This is a genomic window from Streptococcus sp. SG2, assembly GCF_030439925.1.
In the GTDB taxonomy this organism is placed as follows: domain Bacteria; phylum Bacillota; class Bacilli; order Lactobacillales; family Streptococcaceae; genus Streptococcus; species Streptococcus gordonii.
Map to the genome: position 1 here is coordinate 278509 of NZ_JAQFJD010000001.1, position 13437 is coordinate 291945.

Here is a 13437-nt window from a genome sequence, read left to right on the forward strand (position 1 = left end):
GTCGATTGGCTCTTAGGAGCCTTTTGCGCTGAGGAGGTCTACATTGAATTGTAACGCAGGAGCGGACCTTGAGCAGTTGTGTGAACCAGCTGTTCTCATCGAAAGATGCCTCGAATCCCCAGTCTTCGGATTGGGGATTTTTCTATGTCTCTTAGAGGGGCAAGACCATTAGTCGAAGCCGAACTTAGAGAAATTGATGCTGATACGGTCGGCGTTGAGAATGCTATTGCTCTTGACGAAACGAGTCCGCAGGAAGAAGTTGAGTCGTAGAGCAGTGGATACAGTTTTGTTCGTGAGAACAAAAACTGTAAACCATGAAAGATTTCTTAGAGAGGCAAGACCATTAGTCGAAGCCAATCTTAGAGACATTGATACTGAAACGGCCTACCATGTCGTTAGTTCTATTGATCTTGATGAAATGAATTCGCAGGAAGAAGTTGAGTCATAGAGCAATGGATACAATTTTGTTCGTGAGGGGAAGAAGCAGTAACCTCATAAAAATTTCTTGAGAAGGTAAGGGATTTTGTATCTGTTGATGTGGATAAAACATTTCATGTAAAAAATAAAACATATTTAAGATCAGAAATAATTCAATACTAGTCCTGTATAGTCTCAGATTAGATTTACATTTTTTAAAAAAAATAGTATAATTATCAAATATACAAAATTTTTAGAAAATTCAGAGGTAAATTGTATGGGATATACAGTTGCTGTAGTGGGTGCTACTGGAGCCGTTGGAGCTCAGATGATTAAAATGTTGGAAGAATCAAGTCTTCCTATTGATAAAGTGCGCTTTTTAGCGTCTGCACGTTCAGCTGGAAAGATTTTGAAGTTTAAGGGGCAGGATATTGTAATTGAAGAGACTACTGAAACTGCTTTTGACGGCGTTGACATTGCTCTTTTTTCTGCTGGTGGCTCGACTTCTGCAAAGTATGCTCCTTATGCAGTTAAGGCAGGAGCAGTAGTTGTTGATAATACTTCTTACTTCCGCCAAGACAGCAAAACACCACTAGTAGTACCAGAGGTTAATGCCCATGCCTTGGATCGCCACAACGGCATTATTTCTTGTCCAAACTGTTCTACGATTCAAATGATGCTTCCATTGAAAGCAATCGCTGATAAATGGGGAATTGAGCGCGTGATTGTATCAACTTATCAGGCTGTATCTGGTGCTGGTATGGGTGCAATTTTGGAAACGCAGGATCAGTTGCGTCAGGTCTTAAATAATGGTGTTGATCCAAAGGATTTGACTGCTAATATCTTGCCTTCTGGAGGAGACAAGAAGCATTACCCAATTGCGTTTAATGCATTGCCACAAATCGATGTTTTCACTGACAATGACTATACTTATGAAGAAATGAAAATGACCAAGGAGACTAAGAAAATTTTAGAAGATGACTCTGTTAAAGTTTCTGCTACCTGCGTCCGCATTCCAGTCTTGTCAGCGCATTCTGAATCTGTCTATATTGAAACTAAAGAAACTGCCTCTATCGAAGAAATAAAGGCTGCCATTGCAGCCTTTCCGGGTACAGTCTTAGAAGATGATGTTACTCATCAAATTTATCCGCAAGCTGTCAACGCAGTTGGTAGAAAAGAAACTTTTGTTGGTCGGATTCGCAAGGATCTAGATGTCGAAAATGGCGTTCACATGTGGATTGTGTCTGACAATCTTCTTAAAGGTGCTGCATGGAACTCAGTACAGATTGCTGAGACCTTGCATGAGCGTGGCTTAGTTCGTCCGACTGAAGAGCTTGTTTACGAGCTAAAATAAAAGGTTGATTAGAAAACTTAATAGTTTTCAAAATAGGATAAAGCTAGTTTGAATTTTAATGTTTCTGGTTTTTGTTCAGTTTCTAGATGAGAGAACTGGTAAATAACTAGTATCATTAAGTAAATTAAACCTCAAATAAGTTTTGCTATAACCAAGAGAGGCTGGGAAGAGATTCTTTAGGCCTCCTTTCCTCATATAGAAAGGTTTTCCTATGGCTTATAAAGATTTGCTTAATTGTAAAATAATTACTGCTTTCATTACGCCCTTTCATGAAGATGGATCAATTAATTTTGATGCTATTCCTGATCTGATAGAGCATCTTTTGGCTCACCACACGGATGGGATTCTATTAGCAGGTACAACAGCAGAAAGTCCCACTCTGACTCACGATGAAGAGTTGGAATTATTTGCGGCAGTTCAAAAGGTTGTTAAAGGACGTGTCCCTTTGATAGCCGGTGTCGGTACCAATGAAACACGCGACTCTATCGAATTCGTCAAAGAAGTGGATGCCTTTGGTGGTTTTGCAGCCGGTTTAGCCATTGTTCCTTATTACAATAAACCTTCACAGGAGGGCATGTACCAGCACTTTAAAGCCATTGCAGATGCTTCAAACCTGCCTATCATTATCTACAATATACCAGGACGGGTAGTAGTTGAGATGACTCCCGAGACCATGCTGAGGTTGGCAGAACATCCAAATATTATCGGTGTTAAAGAATGTACTAGTCTTGCTAATATGGCTTATTTGATTGAGCATCGTCCAGAGGAGTTTCTGATTTATACTGGTGAGGACGGTGATGCCTTTCATGCTATGAATCTGGGGGCTGATGGAGTTATCTCTGTTGCTTCTCACACAAACGGTGATGAAATGTTTGAAATGCTGGACGCAATTGAGCACAATGACATCAAAAAAGCAGCAGCTATTCAACGGAAATTCATTCCCAAAGTCAATGCTCTTTTCTCTTACCCGAGCCCAGCTCCAGTCAAGGCTGTCCTTAATTACTTGGGCTTTGCGGCAGGCCCAACTCGCTTACCACTTGTGCCTGCACCTGAAGAAGATGCCAAACGCATTATTAAGGTCGTGGTTGATGGTGACTACCAAGCAACCAAAGAGACTGTTAAAGGTGTCCTGAGACCGGATTATTGATTGATGAAATTAAAACAAATTATTTTTAGAAAGGATTGCCAAGTGCTTTCCTTTCTTTTTCGCTTTTTAAAGTCTAAAAAAGAAAGCTACCTTTGAAAAATATTGGAAAAAATTATATAATGTTAAGGTGTGGTCTAGCTTTGAGTTTTCTTTTTGAGCAGGCTGTAAAGAACTAGCTTCGCAGAAGTCATATTAGTGACTTACATTATATTAGAAATAGATAAATAAAGGAGTTTATTATGCAAGTAATTAAACGCAGTGGTGAAGTTGTAGATTTTGATCCGGATAAAATCTATCAAGCTGTTTTAAAAGCAGCTCAAACAGTATATGTTTTGACTGATGATCTTCGCCAGAATTTAGCACAAGTTACAAAAAAAGTAGTTTTGGATTTGCAAGAAGCTAAAGTTGAACGAGCAACTATCAGTATGATTCAGTCTATGGTAGAAAGTCGTTTGTTGGGTGCTGGTTATATTACCATTGCTGAGCATTATATTTCTTATCGCTTGCAACGTGATCTAGAGCGTAGTGGTTATGGAGATCATATTGCAGTTCACCTTCACTTTGAACAAGTTAGATAAATGCTAAAGCCCATTGGGGCTTTTTTTTCGTTGTTTTAAGAGATGTTGAGTTGTCCGTTTTGGATTCTCCCTCTTAAATTCTAGAAATATGTTAAAATAGTTAAAGATGAAAATATTCTGAAAGATATTCGCTGAAAGGAAAAAATATGGCAAAGATTCAATGGTTTCCTGGGCATATGTCCAAAGCCCGGAGACAGGTTCAAGAAAGTATTAAATTTGTTGATTTTGTGACTGTCTTGGTTGATGCCCGTCTCCCTTTATCTAGTCAAAATCCCATGCTAACTAAAATTGTAGGTGACAAACCAAAGCTTTTGATTTTAAATAAAGCAGATTTAGCAGATCCTGTTCGTCTCAAAGAGTGGCAGACTTATTTTGAAAGTCAGGGGATTCCTACCTTGTCACTTAACTCTAAAGAACAGTCTGCGGTTAAAAAGGTGACAGATGCTGCTAAGAAACTGATGGCTGATAAATTAGCTCGTCAGAAGGAGAGGGGAATTCGCATAGAAACTCTGCGTACCATGATAATCGGCATTCCCAATGCTGGAAAATCAACTCTCATGAATCGCTTGGCTGGTAAGAAAATTGCTGTTGTAGGAAATAAACCCGGTGTGACAAAAGGTCAGCAATGGCTCAAGTCAAATAAAGATTTGGAAATCTTGGATACACCAGGTATCCTCTGGCCTAAGTTTGAAGATGAGACAGTTGCTCTTAAGCTTGCTCTGACTGGTGCAATCAAGGATAACTTACTCCCTATGGATGAGGTGACCATTTTTGGTCTCAACTTTTTTAGGGAGCATTATCCTGATGAGCTGACAGCACGCTTCAAGCAGCTGGATCTAAGTCAGGAAGCGCCTGATATGATTATGGATATGACTCAAAAACTTGGCTTCCGTGATGACTACGATCGTTTTTATAGTCTTTTTGTTAAAGATGTTCGTGATGGCAAGCTGGGTCGTTATTGCTTGGATATTGTTGGAGAATTAGATGGCAACGATTAAGGAGATTCAGCAGCGTTTGGAGTTAGTGACAGAGTTGTCCGATTCTTTTTTAGAAGAGGTGGCGAAGGATCAGCGTTGTGGAGTTCAAAAGGCCGTTGAAAAGCGTAAAAAGGCTATTCAAGCAGAGTTAGATGAAGATTTGCGTTTGAATCAGATGCTACGGTATGAAAAAGAGCTCTATCAAGCAGGCTACCAAGCTATTGCTGGAATTGATGAAGTTGGCCGTGGTCCTCTAGCTGGACCAGTTGTCGCTGCAGCTGTCATCTTACCTCCAGGATGTAAAATCAAGGGGCTCAACGACAGTAAGAAGATTCCCAAGAAAAAGCATCAAGAAATCTATCAAGCAGTTATGGATAGGGCCTTGGCAGTAGGTGTTGGCCTGATTGACAATGATATTATTGACCAAGTCAATATCTATGAAGCGACCAAGCTTGCTATGAAAGAGGCTTTGTCAAAACTTCCTCTCAAGCCAGATTATTTGCTGATTGATGCAATGAGACTGGATGTCGAAATTCCACAAGAGTCTATTATTAAAGGAGATGCCAATTCTCTGTCTATCGCAGCGGCTAGCATTGTTGCTAAGGTTACTAGGGATAGGCTGATGGCGGACTACGACAAGGAATTTCCTGGTTATGATTTTGCTCAAAATGCTGGCTACGGAACAAAGAGTCACTTGGAAGGCTTAGAACACTGTGGAGTGAGTCCAATTCACCGGAAGACATTTGAACCTGTTAAGTCTATGCTTGACTAGTTATGAAGAGGTTGGAAATGCAGATTATTAAAATTTTAAACAATAATGTCGTTATTTCTGAAGAAAACCAAGAAGAAATTGTGCTCATGGGAAGAGGGCTGGCTTTTGGTAGAAAAGCAGGTCAGGAGATTCCACTTGATCTGATTGAGAAAAAATTTATTTTGTCAGCAGACAGGAAGCAACTAATTAACGAAATTGATCCTGAAATTATAGAAATAGCTGGCGAAGTCATTGCATTTGCCCATAAAAAGATTTCTAAAAAGTTAAATCATCATGCCTTTATAGCAATGGCTGACCACATGCATGGAGTCGCCTTGCGAGAGAAGGATGACATCTATTTGAAAAATTTTCTTATGTGGGATATCAAGCGATTCTTTCCAGAGGAATTTGAAGTTGGAAAATATGCTAATCAGCTTCTAAGTCAATATTTTGGTAAAGACTTACCGGATGATGAGGCTGGTTTCATGGCCTTAACAATTGTGAATGCGGAATTAGAGAATGGTGCAGCTGCAAGAGATTTGACCATGTTGATGGAAGAAATCATGACTATTGTCAAGTACAGTTTAGAAATTTCTCTGGATGAGGAAGATATTTATGTACAACGCTTTGTGACTCATCTGAAATTTTTTTGCGAGCGGGTGTTGACAGGTTCTGGATATAGAGATTTAGAAGATAATGAGATGTTTATGATGATGAAGTCAAAATACCCTTATGCTTTTGAAACAACCCAAAAGATTGTTGGTCATCTTGAAAAAACTCGCAATTACATTACATCAGAAGATGAACAGCTCTATTTAATCATCCACTTATCTCGTATGAAAAGGAAGTTACCATGAAAACAGAATACGAAAAAATGATTGCTGGTGAACCCTATCGCCCTCAAGATCAGGAATTAAGGCAATTAGCAGCTAAATCAAGGGAATATCAATATACTTTTAATCAAGAACAAGATGGTCATAAACGAAAAGCTATTGTCAAAGAATGGTTTGGTTCTACTGGTGAGAATCTCTCAATTCATCCAATTTTTGTTTGTGACTATGGTGTTAATATCCATATAGGAGAGAACTTTTACTCTAACTGGAATTTGACAATGTTAGATGTTTGTCCGATTCGGATTGGAGATAATGCCATGTTTGGTCCCAATTGTCAATTGCTAACGCCATTACACCCATTGGATCCTGTGGAAAGAAATTCTGGTATTGAGTATGGAGCTCCTATTACCATTGGAGATAATTTCTGGGCTGGTGGTGGTGTGACTATTCTGCCTGGTGTGACACTGGGAGATAATGTGGTAGTAGGAGCAGGATCAGTTGTGACCAAGTCTTTTGGAGACAATGTTGTTTTAGCTGGTAATCCAGCTCGAATTATCAAAGAAATTCCTAATGCTATGACAGATAAAGGCTTGGGATGATTAATATTCGACTATTTACTTTGAATGAGAAGAGATGCTTTTTTAGAGAAATTAGTCAGGATATAAAAAAGACTGTAAAACAGTCTTTTTTTGTAGATTTTACGAATATAATAGTGAGGTGAAAAAATGAAAAACTATGATATTTATAAAATGAAACATGCTGGACTGACTAATGGACAAGTTCTCAATGTCTTGAGATATGCTGAAAACAAGGAAAAGGAGCTTTCTTTGCGTGATATAGCGGTGGTTTCAGAGTGCCGTAATCCTGCCCTGTTTATCGAACGCTATAAGCAAATTGACGACGATTTCTTAAAGAAATCCTTTGAGGAATTTCCCTCTTTTTCTATCTTGGATGAAATTTATCCTTGGGATTTGAGTGAGATATACAACCCACCTGCTCTTTTGTTTTATCAGGGAAATATTGATCTACTTGAATTGCCAAAAGTAGCAGTAGTCGGAAGTCGCGATAGTAGTAGGCTTGGAAATCAGTCCGTTCAGAAAATTATTAAAGAATTGAATAATGAATTAATCATTGTGAGTGGATTAGCGCGTGGGATTGACACAGCTGCTCATATGGCAGCCTTACAGAATGGCGGTCGAACTATAGCTGTTATTGGGACTGGATTAGATGTTTTTTATCCTAAAGCCAATAAGAAACTTCAGTCTTATATTGGCAAAAATCACCTGGTTTTATCAGAATACGGTCCAGGTGAACAGCCCTTGAAGTTTCATTTTCCTGAACGTAATCGAATTATCGCAGGTTTGTGCAGAGGCGTCATTGTTGCTGAAGCTAAGATGAGATCTGGCAGCTTGATAACTTGTGAGCGAGCGATGGAAGAAGGAAGAGATGTATTTGCTATACCTGGATCAATTCTAGATGGAAAATCTGATGGCTGCCATCATTTGATTCAAGAAGGCGCTAAGTGCATTATGTCGGGCTCTGATGTCCTGTCTGAGTTTGATTTTTAAAACAAGTTTTCCTATAGGAGAATTTAACAGTTGACAAGCCCAGAAAAATAGTTTACACTCTATGAGATTTATTCTGATAGAAGGTGTATAAATTGGTAACAAAAACAAGTAAAAAGTCCACAACCAAGAAAAATCTGGTTATCGTGGAGTCGCCTGCCAAGGCAAAAACAATAGAAAAATACCTGGGAAGGAACTATAAAGTTTTAGCCAGTGTTGGGCATATTCGTGATTTGAAAAAGTCAACAATGTCCATTGATTTTGAAAATAATTATGAACCACAATATATCAATATCCGAGGCAAGGGACCACTCATCAATGATTTAAAGAAAGAAGCAAAAAAAGCTAAACAAGTCTTTCTGGCAAGTGACCCGGACCGAGAAGGAGAGGCTATTTCATGGCATTTGGCACACATTCTTAACTTGGATGAAAAAGAAAAAAACCGTGTCGTCTTCAACGAAATTACTAAAGATGCAGTCAAGAATGCTTTCAAAGAGCCTCGTCAGATTAATATGGATTTGGTCGATGCGCAACAAGCTCGTCGTGTTTTAGACCGTTTAGTTGGTTATTCTATTTCTCCTATTCTTTGGAAGAAAGTCAAGAAAGGTCTATCAGCTGGTCGGGTTCAGTCTGTTGCTCTCAAGTTAATTATTGATCGGGAAAATGAAATCAATGCTTTCAAGCCTGAAGAGTATTGGACCATTGACTCTACCTTTAAAAAAGGAAGTCGACAATTTCAAGCTAGTTTTTATGGCATAAATGGCCGAAAAATGAAACTGACCAATAACGATGAAGTGAAAGAGGTTCTTTCCCTTCTTAAGGGAGATGACTTTAAGGTTGAAAGTGTCGAAAGAAAAGAACGTCGCCGTAATGCTCCCTTGCCGTATACGACTTCTTCTATGCAACAGGATGCGGCTAATAAGATCAATTTCCGGACTCGTAAGACTATGATGGTAGCTCAGCAACTCTATGAAGGTATCAATATCGGTTCTGGCGTTCAAGGTCTTATTACTTATATGCGTACGGATTCAACTCGTATTAGTCCTGTTGCGCAAAATGAAGCTGCTAATTACATTACCGATCGTTTTGGAGCTAAGTATTCAAAACACGGTAGCAAGATTAAAAATGCCTCTGGAGCTCAAGATGCCCACGAAGCTATCCGACCTTCTAGTGTCTTTAATACACCAGAGAGCATTGCGAAGTATCTTGATAAGGATCAGCTTAAGCTCTATACACTGATCTGGAACCGCTTTGTTGCCAGCCAAATGACAGCTGCAGTCTTTGATACTATGAATGTTAAAATTGAGCAAAATGGTGTTCAATTTACGGCCAATGGAAGTCAGGTCAAGTTTGATGGTTATCTAGCTATTTATAATGACTCTGATAAAAATAAAATGCTTCCAGATATGGAAAAGGGTGATACTGTCAAACGTGTCAATACCAATCCAGAGCAGCACTTCACTCAGCCGCCTGCTCGCTATTCTGAAGCCACTCTTATCAAGACTCTCGAAGAAAATGGAGTTGGCCGGCCGTCTACTTACGCACCGACCATTGAGACCATTCAAAAACGTTATTATGTTAAACTGGTTTCTAAGCGTTTTGAACCAACAGAACTTGGTGAAATCGTCAATTCTCTAATTGTTGAATTCTTCCCAGGTATCGTGAATGTGAAGTTTACCGCTGAGATGGAAGCAAAATTGGACGATGTAGAAATCGGAAAAGAGCAATGGCAGAAGGTTATTGACGAGTTTTACCGACCTTTCGAAAAGGAAGTAGCCAAAGCTGAGTCTGAAATGGAAAAAATCCAAATCAAGGATGAGCCAGCTGGTTTCGACTGCGAGGTTTGTGGCAGTCCGATGGTCATCAAGTTGGGTAGGTTTGGGAAATTTTATGCCTGCAGTAATTTCCCGGATTGTCGTCATACTCAGGCTATTGTCAAGGAAATTGGCGTGACCTGCCCGCAGTGCCAAAAAGGCCATGTTATTGAACGTAAGACTAAGAGGAATCGTATTTTCTACGGCTGTGATCGTTATCCAGACTGTGACTTTACATCTTGGGATAAGCCAGTCGGACGAAACTGTCCAAAATGTGACCACTATCTGGTTGAAAAGAAAGTCCGTGGTGGCGGTAAGCAGGTAGTTTGCAGCAATGGTGATTATGAAGAAGAAAAGGTCAAATAAGTCTTTTTTAGCAATCAATTTAGTCCATTTTAACGGCAAAAACAAAAAATGTCTGTTAAAATGGACATTTTTTGTTTTGTCTGTTATAATAGACAAAAGGAGGTGGTGAAGTGTATATAGCCTTAATTGCAGACGTCATTGACTCAAAACTATTTAAAGAGAGATCAGACTTACAAAAGAAGTTGGAAGCAGTTCTCTTTCATATGAACAATCGCTTTGAAACTTATTTAGCTTCGCGATTAACTTTGACTCTTGGAGATGAATTTCAGGCTCTGTTTACTTTAGATGCACCAATTTTTCAAATTATTGACTCCCTACGTCAAGATTTGAAGCCTGCTCAGCTACGCTTTGGAATCGGTTTGGGTAAAATAGTGACTGATATTGATCCTTTACAAAGTATTGGTGCTGATGGTCCTGCCTATTGGAATGCGCGAGCTGCTATTAATCTCGTTCATCAAAAGAATGATTATGGAAATACTCAGTTGTATTTTTCTAGTGGAAAAAAGGAAGAAGATTTTCAAATAAATGCTTTATTAGCTGCAGGAGAGGCAATCAAATCAGACTGGCGAGAAAGTCAGGAAGAACTTTTAAGGGGCTTACTCAAACTATCCATCTATAGTGAGGATTTTAGTCAGCAAGAGCTGGCTCAGGCTCTTTCATTAAATCCCAGTGCCCTTTCCAAACGCCTAAAAAGTAGTAGCATCAGAGTCTATCTTCGAAGTAGAGCAGCTGCACTTGCAGCTATCCAAGCCATTGATGTTACAGAAGGAGGTCAGAATGAACGGATTTTCTAGTATGGATTCATATCACCTTTTCGTACTTTTGTTGATTTGTCATTTGTTATCAGATTATTACTTTCAAAGTCAAAAAATGGCTGACAGAAAGGACAAAAACATTCGAGTCCTGGCATTTCATATTTTACTTGTAGGGCTACCTTTATTTGTTTTAACTATTATAATACCAAGTTTGTGGTGGAAGACTTTCATTGTTTTCTTAAGCCATGCTCTTATTGATTATTTCAAACCAATCCTACAAAGGATATTCAAGTTAAAAGTGTCAATCATTTTTGTGCTTGATCAAATCCTTCATTTGGCTATTATCTACGGACTCTCTAATATGAATACTGAGTTTTTGCCAAGTTTCCTTCCATTAACTTTCTTAAAAGCCGTTTTGTTTGTCTTATTGGTAGGAAAGCCAACCAATATTGCTTTTAGAATTTTATTTGGTAAATTTCAACCTGAAACGAGTCTGGAGTTGGATACGATAGATGGAGCAGGAGCCATGATTGGTTTCTTAGAGCGTTTGGTTATCGGAGCTTGTCTTCTTTATGGACAGTTTGCTTCGATTGGTTTAGTGTTTACAGCTAAATCCATTGCCCGCTATAACAAAATATCAGAAAGTCCAGCATTTGCAGAGTATTACTTGATTGGATCCTTGGTCAGTATTTTGTCAGCCTTGCTCGCCGCCTGGATTAGTATAAAATAAAGTTTTGAAAGAAAATAGTATGGATAATAAATTTATAGAATTTCTAAAAATCGCGTCTCAACTGAATAAGATGGGAATTGTTCCTCTGTTGATGGGTTCCTTGGGGCTGGAGCAGGTTACTGGTCAGGACTGGCAGGCGCGGGATATTGATATTCATGTTCATGGTGATGAACGTGGCTGGGAAGCACCAGATGAAGAACGTATTTATGATATGGACAAGATTGAGCCTATGATGGAGCGCTTGGGCTATCGCTTAGTCGATCTGCACGAGCATGAATTTCAAAAAGAAGGCTTATCTATTGAATTCGGAGCCATGGAAACCTTGGAGGCATTTTCAGGTGTGCCACTAGAGAAGCTGACTAGAAAAGAAGTAGAAGGCGTTGAGTTTCTACTGCCAACTGCAGAGCAATTTTTAGCTATCTACCGTGCCTCTTCTCAAGATTCTTACCGAAACGAAAATAACAATCATAAGGATTTTGCTAAGATTGCTTACTTGGAAAAAATGACAAAATGATGGATAGACAGGAATCCTCCTGTTTGTCTTTTTTGCTGGCTTTTTGTTATAATGGACCAAGTATTAATTTAGAAAGATTTGTGGGTGTCAAACAGTTCAGTGGATTGTTTTGATATGGACTTAGGTTCCACCCAAAGAGGTATTAGTGTCGTGTCTCAATCTTATATCAATGTTATCGGTGCTGGTCTGGCTGGTAGTGAAGCAGCTTACCAGATTGCCAAGCGTGGAATTCCAGTCAAACTCTATGAAATGCGGGGTGTTAAGTTGACGCCTCAACACAAGACTACAGACTTTGCAGAACTGGTCTGCTCCAACTCTCTGCGAGGGGATGCGCTGACCAATGCAGTTGGTCTACTCAAGGAAGAAATGCGAAGATTGGACTCGGTCATCTTAAAGTCAGCAGAAGCGACTCGGGTGCCAGCAGGTGGTGCTCTAGCAGTTGATAGAGAAGGTTTTTCTCAGATGGTAACAGAGCTAGTGTCCAATCATCCATTGGTTGAGGTTATTCGCGAAGAAATCACTGAAATTCCAGAGGATGCTATCACAGTCATTGCGACAGGACCCTTGACTAGTGATGCTCTGGCCGAAAAAATTCACGCGCTCAATGGAGGCGACGGTTTTTATTTCTACGACGCAGCAGCGCCAATTATTGATGTCAATACCATTGATATGTCCAAGGTCTATCTCAAATCCCGCTATGATAAGGGAGAAGCAGCCTATCTCAACGCGCCAATGACCAAGCAAGAATTTATGGATTTCCATGATGCTTTGGTCAATGCTGAGGAAGCACCGCTCAATTCCTTTGAAAAAGAAAAATATTTTGAAGGCTGTATGCCTATTGAAGTTATGGCTAAGAGAGGCATTAAAACCATGCTTTATGGACCGATGAAGCCAGTTGGTTTAGAATATCCAGACGACTACCAAGGACCTCGAGATGGTGAATATAAGACGCCATACGCTGTGGTGCAGCTTCGCCAGGATAATGCAGCTGGTAGTCTTTACAATATCGTCGGATTTCAAACTCATCTCAAGTGGGGCGAGCAAAAACGAGTCTTTCAGATGATTCCTGGTCTTGAGAATGCAGAATTTGTCCGCTATGGAGTCATGCACCGAAACTCTTATATGGACTCTCCAAATCTGCTTGAACAGACTTTCCGCTCTAAGAAACAGCCAAATCTTTTCTTTGCAGGTCAAATGACTGGAGTTGAAGGCTATGTCGAGTCAGCAGCTTCTGGCCTAGTTGCTGGTATCAATGCCGCTCGACTCTTCAAAGGAGAAGAAGCACTTATCTTTCCAGAAACAACAGCTATCGGTAGCCTGCCACATTATGTTACCCATGCTGATAGCAAGCATTTCCAACCTATGAATGTCAATTTCGGCATTATCAAAGAACTGGACGGCCCTCGTATTCGTGATAAGAAAGAACGTTATGAGAAGATTGCCGAACGTGCTCTACAGGACTTAGCACCTTATCTAGATAAATAAGAAATTTGATAAAAAATATTTTAAAAAGATTGCAAAAAAGCCTTGCAATCTTTTTTTATCTATGGTATGATTATCAATGGTTTGAAAAAACTGCCTAAGACAGTAGGGGAGCTCGACTCATAAAGATCCTACCGAGGACAAAACGTATCAT

At 39.6% G+C, this 13437-nt stretch carries 15 protein-coding genes and 1 other annotated feature (1 of these 16 only partly in view); all 15 genes read left to right on the plus strand.

The window, feature by feature from the left end:
* The first annotated feature begins 144 nt into the window (after positions 1–144).
* The 15 genes from PCY09_RS01385 (at position 145) to trmFO (ending at position 13286) form a co-directional block, all read left to right on the plus strand.
* The gene (locus PCY09_RS01385) at positions 145–270 is read left to right on the plus strand and encodes a hypothetical protein (protein ID WP_260470023.1); all 126 of its coding nucleotides are present in this window, start codon (positions 145–147) and stop codon (positions 268–270) included.
* The gene (locus tag PCY09_RS01390; protein WP_125365521.1) at positions 260–448 is read left to right on the plus strand and encodes a hypothetical protein; all 189 of its coding nucleotides are present in this window, start codon (positions 260–262) and stop codon (positions 446–448) included. Before PCY09_RS01385 ends, PCY09_RS01390 begins: the two co-directional genes overlap by 11 nt.
* Positions 449–694: 246 nt before the next feature.
* Positions 695–1771: an aspartate-semialdehyde dehydrogenase gene (locus PCY09_RS01395; protein ID WP_125397144.1), complete on the plus strand. Its 1077-nt coding sequence runs from the start codon at positions 695–697 to the stop codon at positions 1769–1771.
* Positions 1772–1982: 211 nt separating this feature from the next.
* Positions 1983–2918, plus strand: coding sequence for a 4-hydroxy-tetrahydrodipicolinate synthase (gene dapA / locus PCY09_RS01400; protein WP_008808607.1), 936 nt, complete (start codon positions 1983–1985; stop codon positions 2916–2918).
* Positions 2919–3157: 239 nt separating this feature from the next.
* On the plus strand, positions 3158–3496 hold the full coding sequence (locus tag PCY09_RS01405; RefSeq protein ID WP_008808609.1) for an ATP cone domain-containing protein: 339 nt from the start codon (positions 3158–3160) through the stop codon (positions 3494–3496).
* A 146-nt stretch (positions 3497–3642) separates the two neighbouring features.
* A complete protein-coding gene (gene ylqF / locus PCY09_RS01410; protein WP_061602006.1) occupies positions 3643–4494 on the plus strand; it encodes a ribosome biogenesis GTPase YlqF in 852 nt (283 codons plus the stop codon).
* Positions 4481–5245: a ribonuclease HII gene (locus PCY09_RS01415; protein WP_061602005.1), complete on the plus strand. Its 765-nt coding sequence runs from the start codon at positions 4481–4483 to the stop codon at positions 5243–5245. The genes ylqF and PCY09_RS01415 overlap by 14 nt, the downstream gene beginning before the upstream one ends.
* A 17-nt stretch (positions 5246–5262) precedes the next feature.
* Complete coding sequence (locus PCY09_RS01420) at positions 5263–6081, plus strand: PRD domain-containing protein (protein WP_125385141.1); 819 nt, start codon at positions 5263–5265, stop codon at positions 6079–6081.
* Positions 6078–6656: a sugar O-acetyltransferase gene (locus PCY09_RS01425; RefSeq protein WP_125397145.1), complete on the plus strand. Its 579-nt coding sequence runs from the start codon at positions 6078–6080 to the stop codon at positions 6654–6656. The genes PCY09_RS01420 and PCY09_RS01425 overlap by 4 nt, the downstream gene beginning before the upstream one ends.
* Before the next feature lie 126 nt (positions 6657–6782).
* Positions 6783–7625, plus strand: coding sequence for a DNA-processing protein DprA (gene dprA / locus PCY09_RS01430; protein WP_227250298.1), 843 nt, complete (start codon positions 6783–6785; stop codon positions 7623–7625).
* An 83-nt stretch (positions 7626–7708) separates the two neighbouring features.
* The gene (topA, locus tag PCY09_RS01435; RefSeq protein WP_125397147.1) at positions 7709–9802 is read left to right on the plus strand and encodes a type I DNA topoisomerase; all 2094 of its coding nucleotides are present in this window, start codon (positions 7709–7711) and stop codon (positions 9800–9802) included.
* 110 nt (positions 9803–9912) lie between these two features.
* A complete protein-coding gene (locus PCY09_RS01440; RefSeq protein WP_045635330.1) occupies positions 9913–10596 on the plus strand; it encodes a SatD family protein in 684 nt (227 codons plus the stop codon).
* Positions 10580–11287: a DUF3307 domain-containing protein gene (locus PCY09_RS01445; RefSeq protein WP_012000597.1), complete on the plus strand. Its 708-nt coding sequence runs from the start codon at positions 10580–10582 to the stop codon at positions 11285–11287. The genes PCY09_RS01440 and PCY09_RS01445 overlap by 17 nt, the downstream gene beginning before the upstream one ends.
* A gap of 19 nt (positions 11288–11306) precedes the next feature.
* Positions 11307–11801 carry a phosphoribosylanthranilate isomerase gene (locus PCY09_RS01450; protein WP_012000596.1) on the plus strand — a complete coding sequence of 165 codons (495 nt, stop codon included), beginning with the start codon at positions 11307–11309 and terminating at the stop codon, positions 11799–11801.
* Positions 11802–11951: 150 nt separating this feature from the next.
* A complete protein-coding gene (trmFO, locus tag PCY09_RS01455) occupies positions 11952–13286 on the plus strand; it encodes a methylenetetrahydrofolate--tRNA-(uracil(54)-C(5))-methyltransferase (FADH(2)-oxidizing) TrmFO (protein WP_061601281.1) in 1335 nt (444 codons plus the stop codon).
* A gap of 75 nt (positions 13287–13361) precedes the next feature.
* Positions 13362–13437: a sequence feature (ribosomal protein L10 leader region), on the plus strand; it runs 60 nt beyond the window's last position.

What these genes read in the sequence shown, in the direction of transcription:
- PCY09_RS01385 (WP_260470023.1), top strand. Translation starts at nt 145, where the DNA reads ATGTCTCTTAGAGGGGCAAGACCATTAGTCGAAGCCGAACTTAGAGAA.
- PCY09_RS01395 (WP_125397144.1), top strand. Translation starts at nt 695, where the DNA reads ATGGGATATACAGTTGCTGTAGTGGGTGCTACTGGAGCCGTTGGAGCT.
- dapA (WP_008808607.1), top strand. Translation starts at nt 1,983, where the DNA reads ATGGCTTATAAAGATTTGCTTAATTGTAAAATAATTACTGCTTTCATT.
- PCY09_RS01405 (WP_008808609.1), top strand. Translation starts at nt 3,158, where the DNA reads ATGCAAGTAATTAAACGCAGTGGTGAAGTTGTAGATTTTGATCCGGAT.
- ylqF (WP_061602006.1), top strand. Translation starts at nt 3,643, where the DNA reads ATGGCAAAGATTCAATGGTTTCCTGGGCATATGTCCAAAGCCCGGAGA.
- PCY09_RS01415 (WP_061602005.1), top strand. Translation starts at nt 4,481, where the DNA reads ATGGCAACGATTAAGGAGATTCAGCAGCGTTTGGAGTTAGTGACAGAG.
- PCY09_RS01420 (WP_125385141.1), top strand. Translation starts at nt 5,263, where the DNA reads ATGCAGATTATTAAAATTTTAAACAATAATGTCGTTATTTCTGAAGAA.
- PCY09_RS01425 (WP_125397145.1), top strand. Translation starts at nt 6,078, where the DNA reads ATGAAAACAGAATACGAAAAAATGATTGCTGGTGAACCCTATCGCCCT.
- dprA (WP_227250298.1), top strand. Translation starts at nt 6,783, where the DNA reads ATGAAAAACTATGATATTTATAAAATGAAACATGCTGGACTGACTAAT.
- PCY09_RS01445 (WP_012000597.1), top strand. Translation starts at nt 10,580, where the DNA reads ATGAACGGATTTTCTAGTATGGATTCATATCACCTTTTCGTACTTTTG.
- PCY09_RS01450 (WP_012000596.1), top strand. Translation starts at nt 11,307, where the DNA reads ATGGATAATAAATTTATAGAATTTCTAAAAATCGCGTCTCAACTGAAT.